Raw genomic sequence first — 25,839 nt, forward strand, 5'->3', positions numbered from 1 at the left:
CAGCTCGCTGAAGCTCGCCTCCCGCCATTTCACATGCGTCCCGATGGCCAGGCCACCGTTTTCCAGCTTCTTCTTTAACTCGTCAATTCGGAACACTTCGTCCCCTCCTTCTTGCTCAGACCCTCTCGGGGGTCAGGCCCCCGATCAGGCGGCAGGCCTCCCGCAAGGGTTCGGCCCAGTCGCCGTGGATGGCCGCGATGTGGTGGATGTACGGCCCGCAGACCAGCTTGCGCTCCCAGGCGGGCCAATCGTTCGTCTCGATCCAGAGGTAGTTCCCGCCGGTGGGCGGCCCGTCGGTGCCCGCGGCGTTCTCGACAAAGAGACGGTAATCCCCCCGCTCGTCGTCAAACCGGCAGAGGGTCAGCGTGCCGCCCCGCAGCTCGTATTGCCCTTTGCAGTCCACCACCGCCGGCATGACCCCGGACTTGCACAGCGATTTCGGGAAGGGCCCGCAGTGCCAGAGCAGCTCGGCGTTGTCGTTTTGCGGATGCCGGATGGTCAGGTCGGCCAGGAAGGGCACCCCCTCCCCCCGGCTGACGGCGTAGAGCAGGGCCGCCGAGACCGCGCCGTGGATGTCGCACTCGCAGGCGACGGGCAGGCCCTTTTCGGCGGTGTCGCCGTTGGCGAAGCAGGGCACGATCCCCAGCATATCCGGGAAGGTGTGCCAGCAGTCGGCCGCCAGCGCGTCGAGGTTGTAGCGCCTCGCCAGACGCAGATAGGCGCACTCGAGCGCCGCGATCTTGTCGAGCTGCCCGCCGTCTATGGCCGAGCAATCGGCCTTTTCCGAGATATCCCACACGACGGCGTCAAACTCCCCGTCCCGCGCGCGCAGCACGTCCTGGACCTCTTCGAGCACCTCGGCCCCGGTGATGGCTACCACGTCGATCCCAAAGCGTTCCAACAGCCGGTTTTCGTCCACCCGCACGCTCAAAAACTGCCGCGGGCGCACGCTGAGCTGCCCCACCCGCAGCGCGCGCAGCCGCCGGGCCGCGGTGGCGGCGCCCAGGAAGTCCCGGATTCCCTTTTCCAGCTTCGGGCTGTCCAGCCAGCAGTTTTCGATGTAGGAAAAGGGGATTCCCCGGCGGCTCAGCGCCTTGCCGCTGACGAACAGGCCGCACTGGGTATCGGTGTGGCGGGTGGCATAGTTTTCTGGCGGCGCGTCGTCGCGCGCTCCCCACAGCAGGGTGGGAACCCCCAGCGCGGCGGCGAGCTTCGCCACCGCCTCCTCCTGCCCGAAGTTGACGTGCGGCAGGAACAGCGCGTTGACCCCGCGCTCGCGGAAGCGGCGCACCACCGCATCGATCTCGCCGAGGTCCATCAGCAGTCCGTCCTCGCAGACCCCTTCAAGGTCCACCACCTCGAGATCGGGTATTTTACCGAAGATTTCATAGAGCCTGGGCATCACCTTCGCCTTGCTCTCGAGCGCGTATTCGCGCGGCGGGAAAACGTCCCGCCGGGTCGGGGCGACACCGAGCACTACTTTATAATCACCAAACAACGGATACACCCTTTCTTGTCTTAAATGATCCAATCATGGGGGTCTGTGACCCCCATGATTGCGCACTAGCCTCTTCGGCGACCCCTATGATTGCGCATATCGGGCGCGCTAGCGCACGTAGCGGATCGCAACCGTTTTTTCCTGCGACATGGTCAGCAGGCTGTAGCGCCCGCCCTCGCGCCCGAGGCCGCTCATCTTGTAGCCGCCGAACGGGATTTCCGGCCCGCGCCAGGTCGAGCAGCCGTTTAGCACCACCGTCCCGGCCTGCAGCTTTGAGGCCACCCGCAGCGCCCGGATCATATCCCCGCTCATGCACCCGGCGTTGAGGCCGTAGCTGGTCTGGTTGGCGAGTGCGAGCGCCTCCTCCTCGGTATCGAACCCGATGATCGGGAAGACCGGCCCGAAGATCTCCATGTCCTTGGCCACGTCCATGTCCGGGGTCACGTCCACGAGCACCGCCGGGGTGAGGAAGGCGCCCTTGCGCTCCCCGCCGCAGAGGAGCTTCGCCCCCTGGCGCACCGTATGGGCGATCTGCTCCTCGACCTCCTTGGCCGCGCGCTCGTTGATCAAGGTGCCAACGTCGGTCGCCGGGTCGGCCGGGTCGCCGGTTTTAAAGCCCGTGAGCCACTGGACCAGTTTCTCTGCAAAGGCGTTCTTGACCGAGTTGTGGACGATGTACCGCTTGGAGGCGCAGCAGGTCTGCCCGCAGTTGCGCAGGCGCATCCAGCACTCCTGCACCGCGTGATCCAGGTCCGCATCTCCGAAGATGACGAACGGGTCGTTGCCGCCCAACTCCATGATCATCCGGTGCAGATAGAGCGCCGAATTGCGGCAGATTTCGATCCCCACCTCGGTCGAGCCGGTGAAGGAAATCGCGTCCACCTTCTCTGAGCGCACCACCATGTCCCCCACGTCCGCCCCATGGCCGGTGACGATCTGGGCAACGTCGCCCGGAACGCCGGCCTCGATCAGCAGCTCGGTGTAGCGGATCAGCGAGAGGGTCACGTCGGTCGGGGGCTTGATGACCACGCTGTTGCCCATGACCAGCGCGGCGGCCACCTTCTGGGTCAGGGTGTCGAAGGGGAAGTTGAAGGGTGCTATGCACGCCACCACCCCCAACGGCTCGTAGCGGGTGAACTGCACGTCGCCCATGCAGCCGGCCGCCGACAGGTCCATGAACGAGCTGCCGGCGAGATGCCGCGCCTCCTCGCAGAGGTTTTTAAAGATTTCCACCGTCACGTCCAGGTCCTCGCCGCACTGCCGGATCGGCTTGCCCATCTCGGCGCAGAGCAGTGCGCACAGCTCGTCCCGGTGCGCCTCAAAGACCCGCGGCACGTTTTCCAAAACCGCCGTGCGCGCGTCCATCGACATCGCGCCCCAGCGCTCCGCCCCCTGCCGCGCCAGCGTGAGGCAGCGCTCCACATCCTCTTTCCCGGCGCTCGGGAAGGTGCCGATCACCTCGCCTGTCGCGGGATTAATCGCATTGAGCACCTCCCCGCCCGCCGCCGGGCATTTCTTTCCACCGATAAGCATTTCCATCTTCGTTTCTCCCTTCTGTTCTCTAGGCTTTGTTTTGGCTGCCGAACAGGGCGATCTTGTGCATCGCCTCGTCATGCACCGCCCGCTGCACCTCGGCGCAGAGCTCCAGGTAATTAAGCCCCGCGGCCCGCTGGCGCACCCGTCCGATCGCCGCCTGCGCCAGGTCGGTGTGGATGTTGACCTTGCAAATCCCACGCTGCACACAGGCGTGAAACTGCCCGTCCGTCAGGCCCGACCCGCCGTGGAGCACCAGCGGCTTGTCGGTGGCGGCGGCGATCCGTTCCAGCACGTCGAGACGCAGGTTCGGCACCGCCGTGTAGACCCCGTGCGCCGTCCCGATCGAGATGGCCAGCGCGTCCACCCCGGTGCGCGCGAGGAACTCGCCCGCCTCCTGCGGGTCGGTGTAGGCCGCGCCGTCGTTTTGCACGGCGCCCACCGAGACGTGCCCGAGCTCGCTCTCCACCGAAATCCCCTTCGGGCGGCAGAGTCCAACCGCCCTTTTCGTCTGCGCGATGTTCTCCTCCAGCGGGAGGTTGGATACGTCGAGCATCACCGAGGTGTAACCCGACTTTACCGCCCGCTCGATGAGCGAAAGCTCAAAGGCATGGTCGAGGTGGATGCACACCGGGATATGGTAGCGCTCCGCCACCGAGCGCACCATGCCCGGGAACTCCTCGAGCTTCATCACCGGCGAGAAGCCCTCGCCGTAGGCCACGATCAGGGGCGAGCGGGCCTCCTCGGCCGCCGCGAGCACCCCGTGCAGCATGGACAGGTCGAACACGTTCATGTGCGGCACGGCATAATGCCCCGCCCGCGTCCCCTCAAGGATTTCAGAAAGCGTTACCAGTTTCATCTTCGTTACTCCCCTTCATCAGTTTCATCGCCTGTTCGAGGCCCTTAAGACCGCCCGCGGCGCCATGCGCCGTGGTGGACAGGGCCCCCGCCGCCGCGGCCAGCCGCGCGCATTGCCTATCGCTCCAGCCGAAGGACAGCCCCGCCAAAAAACCGGCCACGAAGTTGTCCCCCGCGCCCACGGTGTCCACGACCGGGACCGGGTAGGCGGGGACCATGAGCTCCCGTCCCCCCGCCGCCAGCAGGCAGCCCCGCGCGCCGAGCTTTAAGACCACCCCGCGCGCCCCCGCCGCTTGCAGGGCGCGTGCCGCTAAGCGCGGCTCCCGCTCCCCGGTGAGCACCGACGCCTCGCCGATACTCGGCAAAAACCAATCCAGCTGCCGGATCACCGGCAGCAGCTGGGCCGTCATCTCATTTTGGTCGTAGTCCCCCGGCGGCAGTACGGCGTCCGCCGCAGTGAGCACGCCCTGCGCCCTGGCCCGGCGGCAGACCTCGCCGAGGCCCGGAAAGTCCATCCCCGAATGGGGCATGAGGCTGCCGATGCAAAACACCTTGGCGCGCGCGATCATCCCCTCGTCGAGCATGTCGGCCTGCAGCGCGTTGCCGCCGCTCTGGAAGGACCAGAACCGGTGCTCCCCGCCGGGGAGCAGGTTGACGGCCGACAGGGTGGTGCGCCCGCTGCGGCGCACCGCACCGACGTTTACCCCGGCACGGCGCAGCAGAGTCAGCAGCAGCTCGCCGCCGAGATCCTCCCCCAGCTGGCCGAGGAAGCCCACCGATACCCCGAGCCGGCGCAGGGCCAGCGCTTCGTTGAGCGCGTCCCCGCCGGCCGCGAGCGTGGCGCCCTGCAGCGGGCCGTCATGCTCCAGCATGGACGGGCGCACCGTATCGAGCAGCACATCCACCACCGCGTGGCCCGCGCAGACCACCTGCAATTTTTCTTCCATCTCCGACACCTTCTCCCGATATTTGACAAGCTCTGTTTTTTCGGCTAAGCTAACCATATTCGCAGAATTGTATTAAATATTTTTGGTATATCCTACCAATTGGAGGCCGTTATGATCCGTGTCGCCGTCATCGAGGACAACTACTACACCCGCCAGGCGATCCTGCGCGCCATCGACTGGGCGGCGCTCGGCTGCGTGGTGGTGGGCGAGGCCCCGGACGGTCTGGAGGGCGAGCGGCTGATCCGCAGGGAGAGCCCCCAGATCGTCGTCACCGACATCCGCATGCCCGGCTACAGCGGGATCGAAATGGTGCAAAACCTCAGCGCCCTCCCATCTCCGCCCAAGGTGATCGCGGTGACCGGCTACCAGAGCTTCGCCTACGCCCAGTCGTTTTTAAAGCTGGGTGCGGTGGATTACCTGTTAAAGCCCCTGAAAACCGAGGAGCTCTGCGAGGCGGTGCGCCGGGCGGTCGGCCTCATCCGGCAGGAGGAGGAAGCCAAGGAGGAGCTTTCCTCGCTGCATACCGAGCTCTCCCGCTCGCGCCTCTCCCTGCGCGCACAAGCGCTTTTTGCGCTGCTGCTCGACTCCTCCGGGAAGGAAGAGGAGCTGCGCCTTCGCCTGCAAAAGGCCGGGATCGCCCCCGCCGTCTACGCCGTGGCCAAGCTAATTATCCCGGGCGTGCCCGCGCTCGAAGGGCTGCTACCGGCGCTCGAGCGCGGCTACTCGCTGAAAATATGCTACCTCGCCCCCGAGCGCCAGCTCTTTTTGTGGAGCGAACGCCCCGTTTCCCCCGAGCGCTTTTGCGCCCGCGCGCTCGAGGCTATGGGGTCCCTGCGCCAGAAGCTGGGCGAGTGCCAGATCGGCCTGAGCCGTCCGGCGAAGGAGCTGCGCCAGGCCGACGGCTGCTGCGACCGCGCCAAGGGCGCGGCCGAGGCGCTGCGCCTGCGGGGCGAAGCGGCCGTCTCCCTCGCCGCTGCGCGCGAGGAGGGCGAGCTGCCCGAAGCGCCGGACATCGCCGGGCTTTGCCGATCGCTGCTCGCCCCGGGCGAGCCCGCAGCGCTCGCCCGGACGGCCGTGGGCGGGATCGTCGAGAGCACCGGGAGCATCTACGCCATGCAAAACTGCCTGATCCAGCTGTGCCAGGCGCTGTTGCGCGAGCGCCCGGACAAGGACAAAGAGCTGCCGCGGCAGGTGATCCGCAAAATCCGGGATCTTTCCAGTGCCGGGGAGGCCGCGCAGTTCCTGGAAGAATTCCTGGCCCCGCTGCGGGAGCGGGAGCAGTATGAGGAGTGCTCCCCCCTGGTGCGCGCGGCGCTTAGCTATATCGGCTCGCACTACCAGGAGGAGATCACCCTGCAAACCCTGGCCGACACCTTCTTCCTCGCCCCGGCCTACCTGAGCACCCTCATCAAGCGCCAGACCGGCAAGGGGTTCGTCGACCTGCTCACCGGGGTGCGCATCGAGCGCGCCAAGGAGCTGCTGCGCGACGTGAGGCTGCAGGTGCAGCAGGTGTCGCAGCAGGTGGGCTACCGGGATTACGCCTACTTCTACCAGGTCTTTAAAAAGCAGACCGGCCTCTCCCCCAAGGAGTACCGCCAGCAAAATTGTTGAGCCTCCGCGCTTTGGAAAGGAGCCCTTCCCGATGAAATGCCTCTATTCCCGCTTCCTCGATCTGAGCTTGCGCACCAAGCTGCTCGTCTCCTTTTTGCTGGTGATGGCGACCCTGGTCACCGTCACCGGGGCGACCAACTATGCGCTGAGCTACAACATCAACCGCAGCCTCGCGCTGCGCTACACCAACGCGGCCAACGCCCAGATGATCATGAGCCTGGAGCAGCGCACCCAGGACATCGAGGACACCCTGTTTTTGCAAACCCAGTCCCCCGGCCTGCTGCGCGCGCTCGGCGCGGCGCAGGGGGCGACGGAGGACTTCTCCAACCGCCAGCGCCTGGTGGCCGAGCTCGAAAGCCTGCTGCACGCCTCGGACTACTACGACTATGTGCTGCTGATGGACGGGGGCGGGCGGCTCTATGAGCTGACCAAGCGCTCGAAGGAGGATCTGCCGGATCTCGACTTGGCAGCGCTGCAGCAGGAGCTCTATGCCCTGCGCGGCTCCTGCTCCTGGACCCAGGACGGCGACACCATCCGGGTGGGACGCTCCATCATCAGCGCGCAAAACTTGCAGGACCTCGGGACCATCGTGGTGGGGATCCCCGCCAGCGCCTTCGAGGGGTTCTATTCGGACGTGCGGGACTCCTCGATCGACTCCACCGCCTTTTACAACGCCCAGGGCGAGCCGATCTTCGCGGTCGAGCCCGGCGACCCCGCGCTGCAGCGCCTGGCCTATGAAACCTATTTGCAGGGCGGCGGCACGCGCGAGCCGAGCTTCTCCACCCTCGACTACGGCGGTGAGAGTTACCTCGTCACCGGCATGAGCAGCCGGCGGCAGGACTGGAAGCTGGTCAACGTGATCGACACCCGCTTCATCGCGCGGGATTTGCGGATCATCCTGCGCACCATCTTCCTGCTGTGCGGGGTGCTGCTGCTCTTCGCGGTGCTCATCGCGGTGCTCATCTCCCGCAGCATGACCGAGAACGTGGACATTTTGATGAAGAACATCGACATCATCGCCAGCGGCGACTGGGGGGGCAAGGTGGTGCCAACCAGCCGCGACGAGATCGGGCGGCTGGCGCTGCGCTTCGATTTCATGCGCGAGCGGATCATCGCCCTGGGCGAGCAGGTCGCGAGCGAGCGGGAGGACCGCAAGGCGCAGGAGCTCCGGCTGCTCGAGGCGCGCTACGCCGCGCTGCGCAGCCAATATAACCCCCACTTTCTCTACAACGTCCTCGACTCGATCTCCAGCCTCGCGCTGCTGCGCGGGGAGGAGGAGATCAGCTCGATGATCATCATGCTCACCGACATGCTGCGCGCGAGCGTGAGCCGCACCGCCCCCGCGGCCCCCCTGCGCGACGAGGTGGAATATGTCTCCAAGTTCACCACCCTCTATGAGCAGATCTACCAGGGGAACGTGGGCTTCACCTACGACGTGCCAAGCGGGCTGATGGGGATGGAGGCCCCCTCCTTCGTGCTGCAGCCGCTGGTGGAAAACGCCGTGCTGCACGGGATCGAACGCAAGAGCGGGGTGGGCCAGGTGCTGATCCACGCCGAGGAGCGCGCGGGGGACCTGGTCCTCACCGTGGTGGACAACGGCGCGGGCTTCGAGCTGCCGCCGGACGAGGCGCTCGTCCCCCGCCCCGCCGGGGGCGGGCACCATGCCCACATTGGGCTGTATAACGTCCAGGAGCGCATCCGCCTGCGCTACGGCGAGGGGTACGGCCTCTTTATCGAATCGAAGCCGGGGGCGGGCACCAAGGTCGAAGTGCGCCTGCCGCTGCGCCCCTATGCGGACTAAAACTCGATCATCACCTTGAGGGCCTCCTCGCTGTGGGCGAGCGCGTACTCGAACGCCCCGGGAGACTCTGTAAAGGGGAACACCCGGTCCGCCAGCGCACGCAGATCGACCCGCCCGGCCGCCACCGCGGCGATCGCCGCCGGGTAGCAGCCCCGGTAACGGAAGACCCCGCGCAGCTGCAGCTCCTTCTCGTAAAAGTTATAGTAGTCGAAGGGCGCGTCGTGCCCGATATTGCCGACCTGCACGCAGACCCCGCCCCGCCGGCAGAGCCCGGGCAGGCTGTAGGCTCCCGCCGCGCTGCCGGTGCAGTCGACGGCGATGTCCACTCCCCGCCCGCCGGTGCATTCCAGCACCCCGGCGGTGAAGTCCCCGTCCCCGGCGCTTAAGGCCCCGAGGCTCTGCGCGCGCTTCAGACGGAAGTCGCTCAGGTCGTGGACGAAGACCTCCTCCACCCCGTGCAGACGCAGGGAGAGCAGCGTCATGATCCCGATGCATCCCGCCCCGACCAGGGCGGCGCTTTTGCCCGGGGCCGCCGCCGCGCGCGCGGCGGCGTGCAGCCCGACGGCGAAGGGCTCGAGCATGGCCCCGCACAGGGTGTCCATCCCGGCCGGGAGCCTATGGCACATGCGCGCCGGGAAGGCGAGGTACTCGCACAGGCACCCGTCGTCGTGGAAGGCCGAGAGGAAGCGAAGATTGGGACAGAGGTTATATTCCCCCCGCCGGCACCACTCGCACTCCCCGCAGGGCGCCCCCGGCTCGACGGCCACCAGGTCGCCGGGTGCGAGGGGCTTGCCCTGCCCGTCCAAAACTTTGCTTTCTTGGGCGAGGTGGTCGCCGAAACCGGCATCCTCCCATGTGGAGTTGCCGCCTTCGGCGGCAACTCCCTGGGCGAGGCGGTCGCCGAAGGCGACCACCTCGCCTGAACATTCATGCCCCAGGATTTTGGGGAAGAGGTTTTCCCGCTCGAAGCCGTGCCGGTAAAAGTGCAAGTCGCTCCCGCAAATCCCGACATGCCGTACCTTGACCAGCACCTCGCCGGGGCCGGGGACCGGCCCCGGCCGCCTCTCCAGGGACATTTCCCGCGCGCGGTGGGTCACCGCCGCCATCATCTGCCGCATAGGCGCCTCCCTTTCTCCTCGTGTTTAGCCCTTAACCGCGCCCGCCATGACGCCCGAGACGATGTGCCGCTGCATGAGCAGGTAGAACGCCAGCACCGGGATCATGGACAGGGTGGTGGTGGCGAAGGCCATCCCCAGCTCGACCGAATATTGCCCGAAGAAGCTGTAGAGCATGACCGGCAGGGTGTGCGCCTTCTTGTCCATCATGAAGATGACCGCCAGCTGGAAATCGTTCCAGGCGTCCAGGGCGTTGATGACCACCATCGAGGCCACCACCGGGCGCAGCAGCGGGAAGACGATCCGAAAATACACCCGCGCGGCGCCCGCGCCGTCGATCCTGGCGGCCTCCTCCATCTCACGCGGGACGTTCTTGACAAACCCCGTGATGACCATGATGTTAAAGGGCAGTGCGAAGGCGCTGCGCACCAGCACGAAGCCGAGCGGCGTGTTGATCAGCCCGAGGGAGCGCAGGTCGCTGTAAAGGGGCATCATGATCGACTGGAAAGGGATCAGCAGCGCCGCCATGAAGAGGGAGTAGAGAAGGTTGTAGCCCCTTGAGGTGTTGCGTCCCAGCACATAGGCGGCCATCGGCGCCACGACGATCAGCAGCAGCACGGTGGGCACGGTGGTGAGTAAGCTGTTCTTCATCGCCAGCCAGAAGTTGGATTTCGCCATCGCGTCGGTAAAGTTCTCCAGGTGGATGATGGTCGGGAAGGCCATGCCGGTAAAGGCGATCTCCTTGGCGCTCTTGACCGAGTAGACGAACGAGACATAGAACGGGAGCAGCACCACCAGCGCCGCCAGAATCAGCGGCACCCTGGTCAGCCAGTAAATGGCGCGTGAACGCTTCTCCATCACAGCTCGACCTCCCTTCTGCGCAGCAGGAAGGAGACCGCCGAGCTGACCGCCGCCACGAAGACGGTGAAGACGATGGCCGCCGCCTGCCCGTAGCCGGCGTGCATGAACTCGAAGATATTTTTGTAGATGACCACCGCCAGCGTCTCGGTCGCCTTGCCGGGCCCGCCGCCGGTCGCCGCCATCACCAGGTCGAACTGCTTGAGCCCCCAGGCCAGCGTGAGCACCACGTTGGCCGTAACCGAGGGCATGATCAGCGGCAGGGTGATCTTAAAAAAGCGGGTGGGCGCCCCGGCACCCTCGACCTCGGCGGCCTCGTAGTAGTCGCGCGGGACCATCTGCAGCCCCGCGAGGTATACCACCATCGCATAGCCCGCGTCCCGCCAGACGGCGATCCCGGCCACCGCGGGCAGGGCGTAGCGCATCGACCCCAGGGGGCTGTGCAGCCCGAAAGCGATGTTGACGATGTCGCTGTAGAGGTAGCGCCAGGTATAGGCGGCCAGAATCAGGCTGATGACGAAGGGCATGAAGTAGATCGAGCGCAGGAAGTTGTTGAGCTTGCCCGTGCGCTGGACCCCCAGTGCCAGCAGCAGTCCCAGCACGTTGGTGCAGGTGACGGTGATCAGGGTATAGAGCAGCGTCACCCCCGCCGCCTTGTTGAAGTCGCCCTGCTTAAAGATATTGACATAGTTTCGCAGCCCCACAAATTCGCCATGCTCGACGGTCACCCCGTTCCAGTTGGTCAGCGAGACCGGGATCCCCTGGATGAAGGGCAGCAGGATGAAGATCACGAAGAGCAGCAACGCCGGGGCGAGAAAGCAGAAGTTTGCAGCCCTTTGGCGCGCGGCGAGGGACGAACGTGGTTTCAAAATGAACACCTCCCAGTGTGGAAATTACCCCGCCCCGGTCCCTCCGGGGCAGAAAGCGGGCGTCCCCAGGCGGGGACGCCCGCTCCTTCGAGGATGCCGAACGGGCGCTCCCCAATGCTTTAATAATTACTGGTTCTTCTGGGCCAGCGCTGCGAACTCGCCGTCCACCTTCTGGATGAAGGCCTCGACCGAGGCATCGGAATAGTCGTCGAGCGCCGCGAACTCGGTGGTCAGCTCGGCCCACCTGGTCCAGAACTCGCCGGTGAAGTCCGAGATATAGCCGGTGTTGACCAGCTGGTCGTTCTCACGGTAGGTTGCGATGTCCGCGAAGACCGGCTCCATGGTGGCCGCGACCGGGTCGTCGGTCGCCGGCACGGTCTGGGCGTTCTCGATCCACTCCCTGACCCCCTCGGGCGAGACGATGTGGTCGGTCAGCTTGCGGGCCACATCCTCGGCCGGGGTCCCCGCGACCTTGGAGGAGACCATCATGCTGCCGTCGATCTGCTCGCAGACCTTGTTGCCCTCGCGGGAGAAGATCGGCAGCGCGCCCATGTTGATGTCGGGGTTATACTTCTTGACCTCGCCTATGCTCCAGGTCCCGCTGGTGTACATCGGGTACTCGCCGCTGGCGAAGAGCTGGTACATCTTGTCCACGTCCCGGCCCATGTCGTCCTCGCGCGGGAACCTCAGCACATCGGCCCAGGAATACCAGCCGCTGACCCAGTGCTCGCTGGAGGAGGGGACCCGCTCGCCGGCCATCACGTCCAAAAAGAAGGTCGGGTCCTCACTCATCAGCTGCCAGCGGATGCGGGCGTTGAACTCGGTGAGGGGCACCTCGTTGGGCGGCTGGTAGCCGCGCGCGAAGGCGTACTGTCCCTTGTCCGCGAAGTGCTGGCAGACGGCGATCAGCTCCTCCTGGCTCGTCGGGGGCGCGAGCCCTTCCTTTTCAAAAATGTCCTTGTTGTAGAAGATCATGAAATAGAGCTTGTCGAAGTTAATGGAGTAGACCTTGCCGGTCTCCGGGTCACAGGCCGCCTTTTTGTTTTCCTCGCTCATCTTGGCGACGAAGTCCCAGTCGCTGAGATCGAGCGCATGTCCGGCCGCGATAATTTCGGGGTAGGTGCCCGGGCGTCCCCAGATCATCTGGGGCGGATTGCCGGCGGCCAGCCTGGTCTTGATGGTGGTGTTGTACTGGGACTGGGTCAGGCTGGTGTTGATGAAGTCCACCGTGCCGCCCAGCTCCTCATTGACCGAGGCGCACCAGGCGTCAACGCCCGCGCGCTTGGTCGACTCCTGCATGAGGTGCATGAGCTCGAATTCGATCTTGTCGCCGGCGGGGGCCTCGCTGGCCTCGCTCTCCTCGCTCTGGGCGGGTGCGCTCCCGGGAGCGGGCGCCTCGGACGACGATTCGCTGCTGGTGGTCACCTGGCAGCCGCTCAGCACGGTGATCCCGCAGATGGCCGCCGCGATCAGAAGAGATATTGCCCGTTTATTCATTTTGCTTTCCTCCTTCGTTGTAGCTGCTTGTTTGCCGTGATTTCATTATAGAGAAGCGGGATTTGCAAAAACATGTGAAAATCTATAAAAAATATTATAAATCTTTCAAAATCATATGGGAAACGACAATTTCTTCCTTTCTTTGGTAAAATATAAATTTTTATTTAAATATTTATATAAACGTTTATATAAAACTCCGCTAAAATAATGTAATTTCCATCAAGAATCGGCTGTATTTTCGTTTCTTTTCCCCATAATTGCCAAGGTAAATTTTGATTATCCGACAAAATGCAGAGCGGAACCCCGGGGCTTTATTGAAATATTTTATATAAATTTTTTATAATTGAACTAGCAAAGGAGTTGCGAATATGAAGGTCAGCATCCGTCAGATCAGCGAGCTTTCCGGCTTCTCGCCCGCCACGGTTTCCAACGTGCTCAACAACAAAAAGGGCGTGAACAAGGACACCGCCGAGCTCATTTTAAAGATCGCCAGGGAATCGGGCTATATCAGCGAGAACCGCATCAGCAGCATAAAGCTGGTCATCTTCAAGCGAAGCGGCCTGGTGGTGGCCGATACCCCCTTCTTCTCCTCCCTTATCGAGGGGGTGGAAAAGGAAAGCGGCCTGCACGGCTTTGAAACCACCGTGTGCAACCTGGACAAGAAGAGCCCCGACTTCAAAATGCGCCTCGAGCAGGCGCTGGGCGACCACAACTCCGGGATCCTGCTGCTGGCCACCGAGCTTGGGGAGGAGGATGTCAAGCTCTTCCGCCGGGCCATCGCGCCGGTGGTGGTGCTGGACAGCTGGTTTGACACCCTTTCCTTCGACACGGTGCTCATCAACAACACCGATTCGGTCTGCGGCGCGGTGGACTACCTCATCCGCAAGGGGCACCGCAACATCGGGTATTTGAGCAGCGCGATCCCGATCAAGAATTTCTACTACCGCGGGGTGGGCTTCCGCCGGGCGCATTCGCGCCACGGACTGCGTCCGAACGCCGACTACGCCGTGCGCCTGACCCCCACCATGGACGGGGCCTACCACGACATGCTGGCCTATCTCAAAACCTCGCCGAAGCTCCCGACCGCCTACTTCGCGGACAACGACATCATCGCCTTCGGCGCGATGAAGGCGCTGCAGGAGAGCGGGGTGCGCATCCCCGAGGACGTGTCGATCGTGGGGTTCGACGACATGCCGTTTTGCTCGGTCACCTCGCCGACGCTGACCACCATCCGGGTCTTCAAGCAGGAGATGGGCTGCATGGCGGTGCGCAGGCTGCTGGAAAAAATGAAATCGAAATCCAAGGTCTGTTCCAAAATTCAGATCTGCACCGAGTTTGTGGAGCGGGAGAGCGTGCGAAAGCTCCCCGAGGAGTAGCCGACCACCTTGAGAAGGGAGCCGTCATGGAGCTTTGTGAACTGAAACAGGAGTCCCGCCGGCTGCGCCGGCAGATCCTCGACACCGTTTATCATGCCGGGGGCGGGCATATCGGCGGGGACCTCAGCGTCTGCGACATTCTAAACGTTCTCTATAACCGCCAGATGGACATCACCCCGCAAAACTGGAACACCCCGGGGCGGGACCACTTCATCCTCAGCAAGGGGCACGCGGCCGAGGCGCTCTACTGCACGCTGGCCGGGAAGGGCTTCTTCCCGCCCGAGCGGCTGGAGAGCATGGGGCGTTTCGGCACCGGCCTGCCCGGCCACCCCAACCGCAAGGTGCCCGGGGTGGAGGCGAACACCGGCTCGCTCGGGCACGGGCTTTCGCTGGGGGTCGGGATGGCGCTGGCCGAGCGGATGAACCAAACCGGTTCCTTCGTCTATGTGGTGATGGGCGACGGGGAGCTCGCCGAGGGCTCGGTCTGGGAGGCGGCCATGGCGGCCTCACACCACCATCTGGAACGGCTGATCGCCTTGGTGGACCGCAACCGGCTGCAGATCTCCGGCCCCACCGAACAGGTGATGGCCCAGGACCCGCAGCAAAAGCGCTGGGAAGCCTTCGGCTGGCGGGTGCTGGAAATCTGCGGCAACGACGTCGGGGCCATCGACCAGGCGCTGACCGTCGCAAAGACGCCGATGGGCGCGCCCACCGTAATTTTGTGTAACACCGTCAAGGGCTGCGGGGTCTCCTTCATGGAGAACCGGCCCGAATGGCACCACCGGGTGCCCAGCGCCTCGGAATATGAGCAGGCCGCGCGCGAACTTTCGGGAGGTGAAGAACATGCCTGAATGCTCCAACCGGGAAATCATCTGCCAGGAGCTTCTAAAGGCCGCCGGTGAGGACCGGGACCTGGTGGTGCTCTGCAGCGATTCGCGCGGCTCCGCCTCGCTGGCCCCCTTTGCCGAGCGGTTTCCTTCGCAGTTCGTCGAGCTGGGGATCGCCGAGCAGAACCTCGTCTCGGTCGCCGCCGGGATGGCGCTGTGCGGCAAGCGGCCCTTCGCCGCCTCGCCCGCCTGCTTCCTAAGCTCCCGCGCGCTCGAGCAGGCCAAGGTGGACGTCGCCTACAGCGCCGCCAATGTCAAGCTGATCGGGATCAGCGGCGGGGTCAGCTACGGGGCCCTCGGCATGACCCACCATTCCACCCAGGACATCGCCGCCTTTACCTCCCTGCCGGGGATGCGCGTCTTCCTGCCGTGCGATGGGCACGAGACGCAGGCGCTGATGAAGCTCCTACTAAAGGACGGCTCCCCCGCCTACCTGCGGGTATCGCGTTCCCCCTCGCGGGACGTCTACGAATCCGAACCACAGGACCTTACCCCCGGGCGGATGATCGAGGTCCGCCCCGGCCGGGATGTGACGCTGATCGGCTGCGGGGAGACGGTGGCCATCGCGAAGGACGCGGCCGCACTGCTCAAGGAAAGCGGGATCGAAGCGCGGGTGCTGGACAGCTTTTGCCTGAAGCCCTTCGACGGGGCGGCGGTCCGGCGCGCCGCCACAGAGACGCGCGGGATCGTCACCATCGAGGAGCACCAGCCCCAGGGTGGGCTGGGCGCGCTCTGCGCGCAGGCGGCGGCGCGCCGCGGCGGCTGCCCGGTGCGCTCGATCGCCCTGCCGGACGCGCCTCTGATCGCCGGCTCCCAGCGCGAGGTGTTCGATTACTACGGCCTGACGGCGCAGAATCTCGCCGACACGGCGGCAAGGCTGGTGAGAGGATGAGCGCGCAATATGTGATCGGACTGGACCAGAGCACCTCGTCCACCAAGGCCTTCCTCTTCGGGCCGGGATGTGAGCTGATCGCGCGCAGCGGCCGCTCCCACCGGCAGCTGATTTCGCCCGAGGGCTGGGTCTCCCACGACCCGATGGAAATCCATCAAAACGCGCTGGAGGCGGTCAAATCACTTATTGACCGCAGCGGGATCGACCAGCGGCAGGTCGCCGCGATCGGGATCAGCAACCAGCGCGAGACCGCCCTGGCCTGGAACCGGCACACCGGCCTGCCCGTCTGCGACGCGGTGGTCTGGCAGTGCGCCAGGGCCAAGGACGTGTGCGAGCGGCTGCAATCAGCGGGCGGGGAGGAGACTGTAAAGGCAAGCGGCCTGCCCCTCTCCCCCTATTTCACCGGGGCGAAGCTCAGGTGGATCCTCGAAAACGTCCCCGAGGCCGCGGCCGCCGCGCGGGAAAACAATCTTTGCTGTGGCACGATGGACAGCTGGCTCATCTATAAGCTCACAGACGGAAGGAGTTTTTACACCGATTGTTCCAACGCCTCGCGCACCCAGCTGTTAAACCTCGGGACCTTAAATTGGGACGAGGGGTGCTGCCGCCTCTTCGGGCTGCGCCCCGAATGGCTGCCGGGGCTGCACGGCTCGAACGGCCTCTTCGGCGAGACCGACCTTAACGGGTACTTCCCCGCCCCGGTGCCCATCCTCGCGGCCATGGGCGACTCCCACGCCGCCCTCTACGGGCACCGCTGCCTCTCGCCGGGGATGACCAAGGCGACCTACGGCACCGGCTCCTCGGTGATGATGAACATCGGCCCCCACCCGCTGGCTCCCGCGCGGGGGCTGGCCTGCTCGGTGGGCTGGCAGATGGACGGCGGGACCACTTACGTGCTCGAAGGCAACGTCAACTACACCGGGGCAGTGATGAGCTGGCTCTCGAAGGACCTCGGCCTGCTTGATAGCGCCGACCGGGCCGGGGAGCTGGCGAGTGCGGCCGATCCCCGGGACACCACCTATCTCGTCCCGGCCTTCACCGGGCTGGGGGCCCCCTATTGGTGTGCGGACGCCAAGGCCGTTCTTTGCGGGATGACCCGGCGCACCGGCAGGGCGGAGCTCGTCAAGGCGGCCGAGGAGAGTATTGCCTATCAGATCCGCGACGTGGCTGCCCTGCTGGGAGAGGCGTCGGGAATCGCGCCCAGCGCCCTGTGCGCCGACGGGGGCGGGGCCAAAGACCGCTATCTCATGCAGTTCCAAAGCGATCTGCTCGCCCTGCCCGTCACGGTGCCCCAGTGCCGGGAGCTCTCGGCGCTCGGCGCGGCGCTCGCCGCGGGGATCAGCGCCGGCCTTTACACCGGCCGGGAGCTCGACGGGGCCACGGGGACCGTCTACCAACCGAGGATGGACGGGGAGACCCGCGCGCGGCTCTGCGCGGGCTGGCAGCATGCGCTGCGCCTCGCCATGCAAAACGACGACAGGAGGTAACGATGGATCAGACCACAGCAAAATGGCGCGTGTTCGAGCTCTCCTTCCAGGGGCCCCGGGAGGGCAACCCCTTTACGGAGGTGTCCTTTTGCGCCGATTTCATCCACGGGGAGGATTCCCAGCGGATCGGCGGCTTTTATGACGGGGACGGGGTCTTCCGTATCCGCTTCCTGCCGCAGCGCGAGGGGGAGTGGCATTACCGGACCCATAGCAGCGCCCCGGCGCTCGACGGGCTTTGCGGCGCCTTTCTCTGTACCCCGCCCGAGCCCGGAAGCCACGGGCCGGTCGGGGTGCTCGACACCTTCCACTTCGCCCACCGCGACGGTACGCCCTTTTATCCCTTCGGCACCACCTGCTACGCCTGGGCCCACCAAAACGCCGCGCTGCGCGAGCAGACCCTATGTACCCTGGGGCGCAGCGGCTTCAATAAAATCCGCATGTGCGTCTTCCCCAAGTCCTACGACTACAACCGCGCCGAGCCCGAGTGTTATCCCTTTGCGGGCTCGCCGCAGGAGGGGTTCGACTTCACCCGCCCCAACCCCGCGTTCTATCAAAATTTGGAAGATTGCATCGCCCGGCTGGGAGAGCTCGGGATCCAAGCCGATCTGATCCTCTTCCACCCCTATGACCGCTGGGGCTTCGCCACGATGGGCCGTCAGGCGGACATGCGCTACCTTCGCTACCTCGCCGCGCGCCTTGCCGCCTTTCCCAACATCTGGTGGGCGATGGCCAACGAATACGACCTGACCGAAAAGAGCCCGGGGGATTGGGAGGCGCTGGGGAGCCTGCTGCAGGAGTACGACCCGTACCGTCACCTGTGCTCGATCCACAACTGGGGCAAATTCTACGACCACGGCCGCCCCTGGATCACCCATTGCAGCATCCAGCGGGTGGACTTCTACAAGACCACCGAGAACACCACCCTCTGGCGGCAGGAATATCAAAAGCCGGTGGTGGTGGACGAATGCGCCTATGAGGGGAACATCAACCACTGCTGGGGCAACATCACTCCGCAGGAGATGACCCGCCGCTTCTGGGAGGGGGTGCTGCGCGGGGGCTACGTCAGCCACGGCGAGACCTACGTCCACCCGAGGGATATCCTCTGGTGGAGCCACGGCGGGGAACTGCATGGGGAGAGCCCCGCGCGGATTGCCTTTTTGCGCCGGCTCGTCGAGAGCCTGCCCGCCCCCCTCTCGCCGGCCGAGGAGCCCGCGTGGAGCACGGACTACTACTGGGACATGACCTGCGGGGTGATCGGGGAGGAAGTCTACCTCTTTTACTTCGGCGGCTACCAGCCCGCCTTCCGGGTCTTCGACCTGCCGCGCGGCAAGCGTTACCGCGCCCGGCTCATCGACACCTGGAACATGACGGATGAGGAGCTGCCCGGCACCCACGAGGGGAACTTCCGCCTGGAGCTGCCCGGCAGGCAGTATATGGCGGTGCTGTTTTTGCAAGACGAAGCATAAAGCTCAAAACCTCAAGCGGCCGTATGCCGTTTGAATAAGAAACAGGAGGAAAGCAAATGTTTAAGAAACTAGGTTCAACCGCAACCGCCATCCTGCTGGCCGCCAGCCTTCTGGCCGGCTGCGCCTCGTCCTCGGGCGGGGAATCGTCCGGCAGCGAAGCCGCAGGCGAACCCGCCTCACAGGCTTCCGGGGCTTCCGAGGAGTCCGCCGGCGGCAAGGTCGAGGTCGAGTTCTTCAACCAGAAGCCCGAAATCTCCGAGATCATCGCCTGGGGGATCGAGCAGTTCCAGGCCGCCAACCCCGACATCATTGTCAAGGAGACCGTCGTGGCCGATTCCGACCAGGTGCTCATGTCCCGCATGGCCGCCAACGACACACCGGACACCTTCGTGATCTGGCCCAACAATTCCTGGTTCGGCATGGTCGACGCCGGCTATGTCATGGACATCACCGGCGCGGACTTTTTAGGGAATGTCCAGGAGGCGGCTTTGACCCCCTTCCTGCGCGAGGGCAAGAACTACGTGGTGCCGATCTCCTACAACACCTCCGGGGTTTTCTACAATAAGGATATGTACGAGGAAAACGGCCTTTCCATCCCCAGCACCTGGCCCGAGATGCTCGAAAACTGCGAGAAGCTCAAGGCCGCCGGGATCACCCCCTTCACCACCGGCGCCCAGACCGAGAGCCATACCCGCGAGGTGACCCAGTGCTTCCTGCCGATGATGCCCCACTATGACGCCTTCATCGCCGACGCCAACGCCGGCACCCTCGACCTTTCCAAGGAGTACGGACCCGAGATGAAGCGCATGGGCGAAATCCTTTACAGCATGGTCCAGAACTCGCAAAACGACGTCATCGGCCTTAGCTATGAGCAGACCTTCGCCGACTTCGCCACCGGAAAGAGCGCCATGCTCATCGACGGCAGCTGGTCCTTCCCGAGCATCACCGCCGCCAATCCCGACATCAACCTGGGCTTCTTCCCCATCCCCGGCGACACCGCCGAGGACACCCGCGCCTGCGCCTACGCCGGCGACTTCTCGGTGAGCATTGCCGCCGACACCGGCGTGCCCGACGCCGCCAAGGCCTGGGCGGGTTTCCTGACCGGTGAGGAGTTCGCCACCTACTACGCCGAGCACGACGGCTCGATCTCCTGCATCAAGTCCTGCGAATACACGCCTGAGCACATGACCTACCAGGCCGAGATCATCGCCAGCGGCAACTACAAGCTCAACCCCGACGTATACTGGACCTCGGCCTCCAGCACCGCCTTCGGCGCCGCCGTGCAGACGCTGTACATGTCCGGCGATTTGGATGCCTTTACCGCCGAATGGGTCGACGTCTTCAACACCAATCAAAACGAGTGACCCCCGCATAATACCGGGAAGCGGTGCGGCAGGCTCGCCTGCCGCACCCCCTCCTCCCAGAAGTTTCATCATCTGCCCGGATAGGAAAGGTTGGTTGCAGTGAAACAAACGAAACCGGCACAAACTGCGAAGCGCAAACGGATGACCGAAAAGAGCCTGACCCACTTTTTCTTCACTGCGCCCGCCGTTTTGCTCTATACCCTGCTGCTTGTCATCCCGGTCTTTCAGGGGGTCTATTACAGCATGACCGACTGGAGCGGGCTCTCCAAAAACATTAAGTTCATCGGCCTTGCCAATTACGCCAAAATATTCTCGGACAAACGGGTGCTCCACGCCTTCGGCTTCACCTTCAAATATTCCCTGCTGCTTCTGGTGTGCGTGCTGTCCCTGGCCACCGTGCTGGCGCTGATCCTGCACTATGTGCTCAAAGGGCGCTCCAAGACGTTTTTCCGTTCCATCTTCTTTTTCCCGGCGGTGCTCAGCCTCATCGTCGTGGGCATGACCTGGAACGAAATTCTCTTCCGGGTGGTCCCGGCCATCGGCCAGGCGCTGGGGATCGAGTGGCTTTCGGTCAACATCCTCGGCAGCCCCGCCACCGCCATGTACGGCATTCTGCTCATCCACATCTGGCAGGGCACCGCCATCCCCTTCGTGCTCATCCTGGCCGGGCTGCAGAACATCCCCACCGACCTGTATGAGGCCGCCATCATCGACGGCGCCTCCCCCTTTCAGACGTTTCGCAAGATCACCGTTCCGTTTTTGCTCCCCACCTTCAACGTGGCGTTCGTCATGGTGCTCAAGGCGGGACTGATGGTCTTCGATTACATCCGCGCCACCACCAGCGGCGGCCCCGCGCGGGCGACCGAATCGGTGGGGATCCTGATCTATGATCTGAGCTACGACAGCCTCAAGATGTCCTACGCGCTGGCCATCTCGATGGTGGTGCTGCTGGTCATCATCGTCATCACCTTCGTCCAGATGAAGGCGAGCTCGAAAGTGGAGGTGGGCCAGCTATGAAGACGAAAAAACCCCTGCCCCTCCTCACCGTCCTGGTCTACCTCTTCGTCATCGCTGGGACCCTGGTGATCGCCTTTCCGCTCTACATCACCTTCGTCACCGCCTTCAAGACCCTGGATGAATCCGCGAGGAGCTTCTTTTCCCTCCCCTCCGGCCTTTATCTCGGGAACTTTGCGGCGGTCGTCTCGGACGAATACTTCCGGAATTACATCGCCAACTCCATCGGCGTCACGGCGGGGGCGGTGGGGATCATCGCGGTGTTCATCCCGATGGTGTCCTACGCCATCTCCAGAAATATGCAGCGCAGCCGGTATTACCGCTTCCTCTACATCTATTTCATCCTGGGCGTGTTCGTGCCCTTCCAGGTGTTCATGGTCCCGCTCACCCAGATGATGACCAAATTCGGGTTGCTCAGTCAGGTCGGCCTGGTGCTGTGCTATGTGGCCTTCGGCCTGTGCGAGGGCGTGTTCCTATACGTCGGGTACTTAAAGTCCATCCCGCTGGAGATCGAGGAGGCCGCCACCATCGACGGCTGCAACACGGTGCAGACCTTCTTTAAGATCGTCTACCCCATCTCCAAGCCGATGACCGCCACCGTCATCATCCTGGACACCCTGTGGGTCTGGAACGACTTTTTGCTCCCGGTGCTCATGCTCAACCGCAGTCCGAAAAACTGGACCCTGCCGCTGTACCAGTACAACTTCAAATCCGCCCACATGTTCCGTTACAACCTGGCCTTCGCGGCGTTTTTGTTCTCAATCGTCCCGATGATCCTCCTCTATGCCTTCCTGCAGCGCTATATCATCGAGGGTCTGACCGCCGGCGCCGTCAAGACTTAATCTATCGCAATACGGAAAGAGAAAGAAGGCCGATTATATGTCAACGATCAAGCTGGGCTTCGCGCCGACGAGGCGCTCGATCTTCAGCGCCCCGGCCGCGGTCCAATATGCCGACCTCACCCGCGCGCGGCTGCGCGAGCTCGGGGTATCCTTCATCGACATCGACGATATCAACCCCGAGGGGCTGCTCTACGACGACGGCGACTGCCAGAAAATCGCCGAGAAATTCCGCTGTGAGCGGGTGGACGGGCTCTTTTTGCCGCACTGCAACTTCGGCACCGAATACGTCTGCGCGCGCCTGGCCAAGGCCCTCGGCGTCCCGGTGCTGCTCTGGGGCCCGCGCGACGAGCGCCCGGACGAAAACGGGGTGCGCCTGCGGGACAGCCAGTGCGGGCTGTTCGCCACCGGCAAGGTGCTGCGCCGCTTCGGGGTGCCGTTTACCTACCTGTGCAACTGCGACCTTCACGACCCCGCCTTCGGGCGGGGGATCAAAAACTTTTTGGCCGTCTGCAACGTGGTGCGCACCTTTTGCAATATCCGGATCTTGCAGATTGGCCCGCGGCCCTTCGATTTTTTCAGCACCATCTGCAACGAGGGCGAGCTGCTCGAGCGCTTCGGCGTGCAGCTCTCACCCGTCCCACTGCCCGAGCTGACCGCCGAAATGAAAAGGGCGCGCGGCGAGCGGGACGAGGTCGCAAGGGTCGTGGCATACTGCCGCCGGCAGATGGATATCGGGGTGGGCGACGAGGCGCTCGAACAGGTCGCCGCGCTCAAGATCGCCATCCGGCGCCTGCTCGGGCGCTACGGCTGCCAAGCGGCCGCCATCCAATGCTGGAACGCCTTGCAAAGCGAAACCGGGATCATGCCCTGCGCGGCCAACTCCCTGCTGAACGAGGAAGGAACACCCGTCGTCTGCGAGACCGACATCCACGGGGCGATCACCGCGCTGCTCGCCGAGGCGGCGGCGATGGGGGAGGCCCGCAGCTTCTTCGCCGACTGGACCGTGCGCCACCCGGACAACCCGAACGGCGAGCTGCTCCAGCACTGCGGCCCCTGGCCGCTCTCGGTGGCGAAAAGCCGTCCGAAGCTCGGCTTCCCACTCGCCTTCTCCCATCCCGGCGCGATCGAGGCCGAGGCCAAGCATGGCGACATCACCCTCTGCCGGTTCGACGGGGACAACGGGGAATACTCCCTCCTGCTCGGACACGCCAAGGGGATCGACGGCCCCTATACCAAGGGCACCTACCTCTGGGTGGAGGTGCAGAACTGGCCGAGGCTGGAGGAGAAGCTGGTCTGCGGCCCCTACATCCACCACTGTGTCGGAATCCACCGGGACGTGGTACCGGTACTCTATGAGGCCTGCAAGTACATCGGCGTGGCCCCCGACCTCTACGACCCCATCGAGGAGGAGGTCAAGGCGGCCATCCGCGGAGAATGATAAGCCTCCAAGGGCCCCGAAGCATACGCTTCGGGGCCCTTGCCCGTTTCCCCGTCTTGCGTCCTCTTTCCCGCCGTGCTAAACTGTAGGGAGAGGTACTGCTGTTTTGCCCCCTCTGTCTGCGGCATTTTGCCCGGCAGGCCCTTTTGCACCTGCAAAACCAGCCGGCGGCTGACATAAAAAGGAGGTCGGATCATGCCCTTTTCGATGAAAACCTTGGATTTCCTCTTTGAAAACCGGCTGCACGACAGCCGCGAATGGTTCGAGCAGCACAAGGCGGAGTATCAGAAATATGTCATCGCGCCGATGCGCGAGCTGGTGCGCGAGCTGACCCCCGCCATGCTGCAGATCGACAAGCAGTTCACCACCGAGCCGCGTGTGGATAAGACCATCTGCCGGATCTGGCGGGACACCCGCTACAGCAAGGACAAATCCCTCTACCGCGACACCATGTGGATCATCTTCAAGCGCGGGAAGATGCACGGCACCGACTACCCCGGCTTTTATTTCGAGATCACCGGCAGCGGCTACAACCACGGCTGCGGGTTCTACCATGCCTCGACCGGATATATGGATACCCTGCGCCAGATGATTCTTTGCGGGGACAAGACGTTTATGAGCGCGCTGCGCGCCTTTGAGGGGCAGTCGGTCTATCACATGGAGGGGGAGCGCTACAAGCGCCCGCACTTTCCCGACCAGCCCGAGAACCTGCGTCTCTGGCTCGAGCGGCGCAACATCAGCTTCGACGCGCACAGCGACGACGCCGACCTGCTCTTCTCAGACAGGCTGGCGCAATCCCTCGCGCGGGAGCTCATGCTGCTGCGGCCCATCTACCGGTTTTTGACGGCGGCGGCGCTGCAGGAGCAGCAAAACGAGGCCGCCCGCGCCGCGGCCGCGATCGGCTGAACCAAACCGGCCGTTCCAGGTAGGCGAAAACAATATCGCCGTCTCTGGCGAGCCGGGGCAGCGGTGTTGCCCCTGGCGAGCTGGGGCAATGATGTTGCCCCTGATAAGCTGGGGCAATAATGTTGCCCCAGCTTGCATCCTTTCAGGGAACATGCTATCCTTATCTCAACAACCAGTTGTCAAAATCTTTTACCAGAAGAATTGCAGAGGTCCTTTATGAAGTTATTTGTGAGAGACAAACCGTTTTACAAATCATTATTGATGATCGCGGTGCCCATTGCGCTGCAGAACCTGATCACCGTCATGGTCTCGATGATGGACACCATCATGATCGGCCAGCTCGGCGAGGTGCAGCTGAGCGCCACCTCAATCGCCAACCAGCTTTGGTTTTTGCTCATGTCGGTCAACTTCGGCGTGTCGGGGGGCGCCAACGTGCTGATTGCCCAGTACTGGGGCAAGCGGGACGTCGAGGTGATCCGCCGGGTGATGGCGCTCACCTACAAGGTGTGCCTGGGCAGCGCGCTGATCTTTTCGGCCATCGCCATCTTCCTGCCGCGGCAGTTCATGTCGGTCTTTACCACCGAGGAGGCGGTGATCGAATACGGGATCCAATACCTGCGCATCATCGGCTTCTCCTACCCGCTCTACGCGCTGGCCAACATCACCATCATGATGCTGCGCTCGGTGGGGACGGTGAACATTTCGATCGTGGTCTATTCGGTCTCGCTGGTGGTCAACACCTTCTTAAACTATGTGCTGATCTTCGGCAAGCTCGGCGCGCCCGCGCTGGGGGTGCAGGGCGGCGCCATCGCCACGGCGATCGCGCGGGTGTTCGAGTTCGCCATCGCCGTCGGGTTCATCCTCTTTAAGGAGGACCAAATCCAGTTCTCCCTGCGGGACCTGCTGCCCAACAACCGCATGCTCTATCAAAAATATGTCTCCCTCTCCATCCCGGTCATCGGCAACGAGCTGACCTGGGGGCTCGGCTCGGCGATGGTTTCGGTGGTCATCGGGCGGATGGGGACCAGCTTTGTGGCGGCCAACAGCATCTTCTCGGTGCTCAACCAGTTCGTCTCGGTGATGATCTTCGGCGCGGGCAACGCCGCGCTCACCCTGGTGGGGAATACCATCGGCGCGGGGGATTACGAGCTTGCCAAGGAGCGTTCGGTCACCCTCTACGTGTTGGCGGGGATCCTGGGGGTCTTCTCCTGTTTCCTGACCATCGCGCTGGGGCCTCTGATGCGCTCGTTTTACGACCATCTCTCCGCAGACACGGTGCAGATCTACAACGCCCTGGTCATCGTGGGCGGGATCATGACCTTCTTCATGTCCCTCTCGAACGTCGGGATGGTCGGGATCCTGCGCGCGGGCGGGGACGCCAAATTCGTTTTCATCGCGGACGTCGCCTTCCTCTGGCTGGTGGCCATTCCGCTGGGCTTCATCACCGGTCTGGGCTTACACTGGTCCGCGCCGGTCGTCTATATCTTTCTCAAGGCCGACGAGCCGCTCAAGGTGCTGGTTTCCACCATCCGGATCCTGCGTTTCCGCTGGCTCAAGGACGTCACGCTCTGACCCAAATA

21 protein-coding genes are annotated in these 25,839 nt (G+C 63.9%); 13 read left to right on the forward strand and 8 right to left on the reverse strand.

Translation table 11 applies throughout. From position 1 onward, the window contains the following. Positions 1–115: 115 nt before the first annotated feature. The 4 genes from EDD78_RS12835 to EDD78_RS12850 form a co-directional block, all read right to left on the reverse strand. Complete coding sequence (locus EDD78_RS12835) at positions 116–1,498, reverse strand: L-fucose/L-arabinose isomerase family protein (protein WP_132085208.1); 1,383 nt, start codon at positions 1,496–1,498, stop codon at positions 116–118. A gap of 108 nt (positions 1,499–1,606) precedes the next feature. Then, positions 1,607–3,037: an aldehyde dehydrogenase family protein gene (locus EDD78_RS12840; RefSeq protein WP_165873232.1), complete on the reverse strand. Its 1,431-nt coding sequence runs from the start codon at positions 3,035–3,037 to the stop codon at positions 1,607–1,609. A gap of 22 nt (positions 3,038–3,059) precedes the next feature. Next, on the reverse strand, positions 3,060–3,890 hold the full coding sequence (locus EDD78_RS12845) for a class II fructose-bisphosphate aldolase (RefSeq protein WP_132085210.1): 831 nt from the start codon (positions 3,888–3,890) through the stop codon (positions 3,060–3,062). Beyond that, positions 3,868–4,836 (reverse strand): carbohydrate kinase family protein, encoded by a 969-nt coding sequence (locus EDD78_RS12850; protein ID WP_165873233.1) that lies wholly within the window; start codon positions 4,834–4,836, stop codon positions 3,868–3,870. Before EDD78_RS12850 ends, EDD78_RS12845 begins: the two co-directional genes overlap by 23 nt. Before the next feature lie 111 nt (positions 4,837–4,947). On the opposite strand from EDD78_RS12850, the gene EDD78_RS12855 reads away from it, so the two are divergent. Beyond that, entirely contained in the window at positions 4,948–6,447 is a 1,500-nt protein-coding gene (locus EDD78_RS12855; protein ID WP_132085212.1) for a response regulator transcription factor, read from the forward strand. 31 nt (positions 6,448–6,478) lie between these two features. Beyond that, entirely contained in the window at positions 6,479–8,248 is a 1,770-nt protein-coding gene (locus tag EDD78_RS12860; protein ID WP_132085213.1) for a sensor histidine kinase, read from the forward strand. Here EDD78_RS12860 and EDD78_RS12865 read toward each other — a convergent pair. From EDD78_RS12865 to EDD78_RS12880, 4 genes are all read right to left on the reverse strand, one after another. Continuing rightward, entirely contained in the window at positions 8,245–9,366 is a 1,122-nt protein-coding gene (locus EDD78_RS12865; protein WP_132085214.1) for an alcohol dehydrogenase catalytic domain-containing protein, read from the reverse strand. The two genes, EDD78_RS12860 and EDD78_RS12865, sit on opposite strands and share 4 nt — an antisense overlap. 24 nt (positions 9,367–9,390) lie before the next feature. After that, complete coding sequence (locus tag EDD78_RS12870; RefSeq protein ID WP_079698584.1) at positions 9,391–10,221, reverse strand: carbohydrate ABC transporter permease; 831 nt, start codon at positions 10,219–10,221, stop codon at positions 9,391–9,393. After that, positions 10,221–11,090 (reverse strand): carbohydrate ABC transporter permease, encoded by an 870-nt coding sequence (locus EDD78_RS12875; RefSeq protein ID WP_132085215.1) that lies wholly within the window; start codon positions 11,088–11,090, stop codon positions 10,221–10,223. The genes EDD78_RS12870 and EDD78_RS12875 overlap by 1 nt, the downstream gene beginning before the upstream one ends. A 126-nt stretch (positions 11,091–11,216) precedes the next feature. Continuing rightward, positions 11,217–12,587, reverse strand: coding sequence for an ABC transporter substrate-binding protein (locus EDD78_RS12880; protein WP_132085216.1), 1,371 nt, complete (start codon positions 12,585–12,587; stop codon positions 11,217–11,219). Between the two features lie 368 nt (positions 12,588–12,955). Here EDD78_RS12880 and EDD78_RS12885 point away from each other — a divergent pair, with 368 nt between their 5' ends. From EDD78_RS12885 to EDD78_RS12935, 11 genes are all read left to right on the forward strand, one after another. Further along, positions 12,956–13,963 (forward strand): LacI family DNA-binding transcriptional regulator, encoded by a 1,008-nt coding sequence (locus EDD78_RS12885; RefSeq protein ID WP_132085217.1) that lies wholly within the window; start codon positions 12,956–12,958, stop codon positions 13,961–13,963. Positions 13,964–13,989: 26 nt separating this feature from the next. Further along, positions 13,990–14,814, forward strand: a complete 825-nt coding sequence (locus EDD78_RS12890; protein ID WP_132085218.1) for a transketolase — start codon at positions 13,990–13,992, stop codon at positions 14,812–14,814. Beyond that, positions 14,807–15,742 carry a transketolase family protein gene (locus EDD78_RS12895; protein ID WP_132085219.1) on the forward strand — a complete coding sequence of 312 codons (936 nt, stop codon included), beginning with the start codon at positions 14,807–14,809 and terminating at the stop codon, positions 15,740–15,742. Before EDD78_RS12890 ends, EDD78_RS12895 begins: the two co-directional genes overlap by 8 nt. Beyond that, positions 15,739–17,229, forward strand: a complete 1,491-nt coding sequence (locus EDD78_RS12900) for an FGGY-family carbohydrate kinase (RefSeq protein ID WP_132085220.1) — start codon at positions 15,739–15,741, stop codon at positions 17,227–17,229. Before EDD78_RS12895 ends, EDD78_RS12900 begins: the two co-directional genes overlap by 4 nt. Positions 17,230–17,231: 2 nt before the next feature. After that, positions 17,232–18,695, forward strand: coding sequence for a DUF5605 domain-containing protein (locus EDD78_RS12905; RefSeq protein WP_132085221.1), 1,464 nt, complete (start codon positions 17,232–17,234; stop codon positions 18,693–18,695). A gap of 56 nt (positions 18,696–18,751) precedes the next feature. Continuing rightward, positions 18,752–20,059, forward strand: coding sequence for an ABC transporter substrate-binding protein (locus EDD78_RS12910; RefSeq protein WP_132085222.1), 1,308 nt, complete (start codon positions 18,752–18,754; stop codon positions 20,057–20,059). Between the two features lie 99 nt (positions 20,060–20,158). Next, a complete protein-coding gene (locus EDD78_RS12915; protein ID WP_200806039.1) occupies positions 20,159–21,076 on the forward strand; it encodes a carbohydrate ABC transporter permease in 918 nt (305 codons plus the stop codon). Further along, the gene (locus EDD78_RS12920) at positions 21,073–21,915 is read left to right on the forward strand and encodes a carbohydrate ABC transporter permease (protein WP_079698574.1); all 843 of its coding nucleotides are present in this window, start codon (positions 21,073–21,075) and stop codon (positions 21,913–21,915) included. Before EDD78_RS12915 ends, EDD78_RS12920 begins: the two co-directional genes overlap by 4 nt. 37 nt (positions 21,916–21,952) lie before the next feature. Beyond that, positions 21,953–23,353, forward strand: coding sequence for an L-fucose/L-arabinose isomerase family protein (locus tag EDD78_RS12925; RefSeq protein ID WP_132085223.1), 1,401 nt, complete (start codon positions 21,953–21,955; stop codon positions 23,351–23,353). A gap of 195 nt (positions 23,354–23,548) precedes the next feature. Then, on the forward strand, positions 23,549–24,259 hold the full coding sequence (locus EDD78_RS12930; RefSeq protein ID WP_079698571.1) for a DUF2461 domain-containing protein: 711 nt from the start codon (positions 23,549–23,551) through the stop codon (positions 24,257–24,259). A 228-nt stretch (positions 24,260–24,487) separates the two neighbouring features. Next, positions 24,488–25,831 carry an MATE family efflux transporter gene (locus EDD78_RS12935; protein ID WP_242942118.1) on the forward strand — a complete coding sequence of 448 codons (1,344 nt, stop codon included), beginning with the start codon at positions 24,488–24,490 and terminating at the stop codon, positions 25,829–25,831. Positions 25,832–25,839 lie beyond the last annotated feature (8 nt).

Source organism: Harryflintia acetispora, assembly GCA_004340125.1.
Classification (GTDB): Bacteria; Bacillota; Clostridia; order Oscillospirales; family Ruminococcaceae; genus Harryflintia; species Harryflintia acetispora.

Coding starts and splice junctions, on each gene's coding strand:
- EDD78_RS12840 (WP_165873232.1), bottom strand. CDS start 3,037: ATGGAAATGCTTATCGGTGGAAAGAAATGCCCGGCGGCGGGCGGGGAG.
- EDD78_RS12845 (WP_132085210.1), bottom strand. CDS start 3,890: ATGAAACTGGTAACGCTTTCTGAAATCCTTGAGGGGACGCGGGCGGGG.
- EDD78_RS12850 (WP_165873233.1), bottom strand. CDS start 4,836: ATGGAAGAAAAATTGCAGGTGGTCTGCGCGGGCCACGCGGTGGTGGAT.
- EDD78_RS12855 (WP_132085212.1), top strand. CDS start 4,948: ATGATCCGTGTCGCCGTCATCGAGGACAACTACTACACCCGCCAGGCG.
- EDD78_RS12860 (WP_132085213.1), top strand. CDS start 6,479: ATGAAATGCCTCTATTCCCGCTTCCTCGATCTGAGCTTGCGCACCAAG.
- EDD78_RS12865 (WP_132085214.1), bottom strand. CDS start 9,366: ATGCGGCAGATGATGGCGGCGGTGACCCACCGCGCGCGGGAAATGTCC.
- EDD78_RS12870 (WP_079698584.1), bottom strand. CDS start 10,221: ATGGAGAAGCGTTCACGCGCCATTTACTGGCTGACCAGGGTGCCGCTG.
- EDD78_RS12880 (WP_132085216.1), bottom strand. CDS start 12,587: ATGAATAAACGGGCAATATCTCTTCTGATCGCGGCGGCCATCTGCGGG.
- EDD78_RS12885 (WP_132085217.1), top strand. CDS start 12,956: ATGAAGGTCAGCATCCGTCAGATCAGCGAGCTTTCCGGCTTCTCGCCC.
- EDD78_RS12890 (WP_132085218.1), top strand. CDS start 13,990: ATGGAGCTTTGTGAACTGAAACAGGAGTCCCGCCGGCTGCGCCGGCAG.
- EDD78_RS12895 (WP_132085219.1), top strand. CDS start 14,807: ATGCCTGAATGCTCCAACCGGGAAATCATCTGCCAGGAGCTTCTAAAG.
- EDD78_RS12900 (WP_132085220.1), top strand. CDS start 15,739: ATGAGCGCGCAATATGTGATCGGACTGGACCAGAGCACCTCGTCCACC.
- EDD78_RS12905 (WP_132085221.1), top strand. CDS start 17,232: ATGGATCAGACCACAGCAAAATGGCGCGTGTTCGAGCTCTCCTTCCAG.
- EDD78_RS12910 (WP_132085222.1), top strand. CDS start 18,752: ATGTTTAAGAAACTAGGTTCAACCGCAACCGCCATCCTGCTGGCCGCC.
- EDD78_RS12920 (WP_079698574.1), top strand. CDS start 21,073: ATGAAGACGAAAAAACCCCTGCCCCTCCTCACCGTCCTGGTCTACCTC.
- EDD78_RS12925 (WP_132085223.1), top strand. CDS start 21,953: ATGTCAACGATCAAGCTGGGCTTCGCGCCGACGAGGCGCTCGATCTTC.
- EDD78_RS12930 (WP_079698571.1), top strand. CDS start 23,549: ATGCCCTTTTCGATGAAAACCTTGGATTTCCTCTTTGAAAACCGGCTG.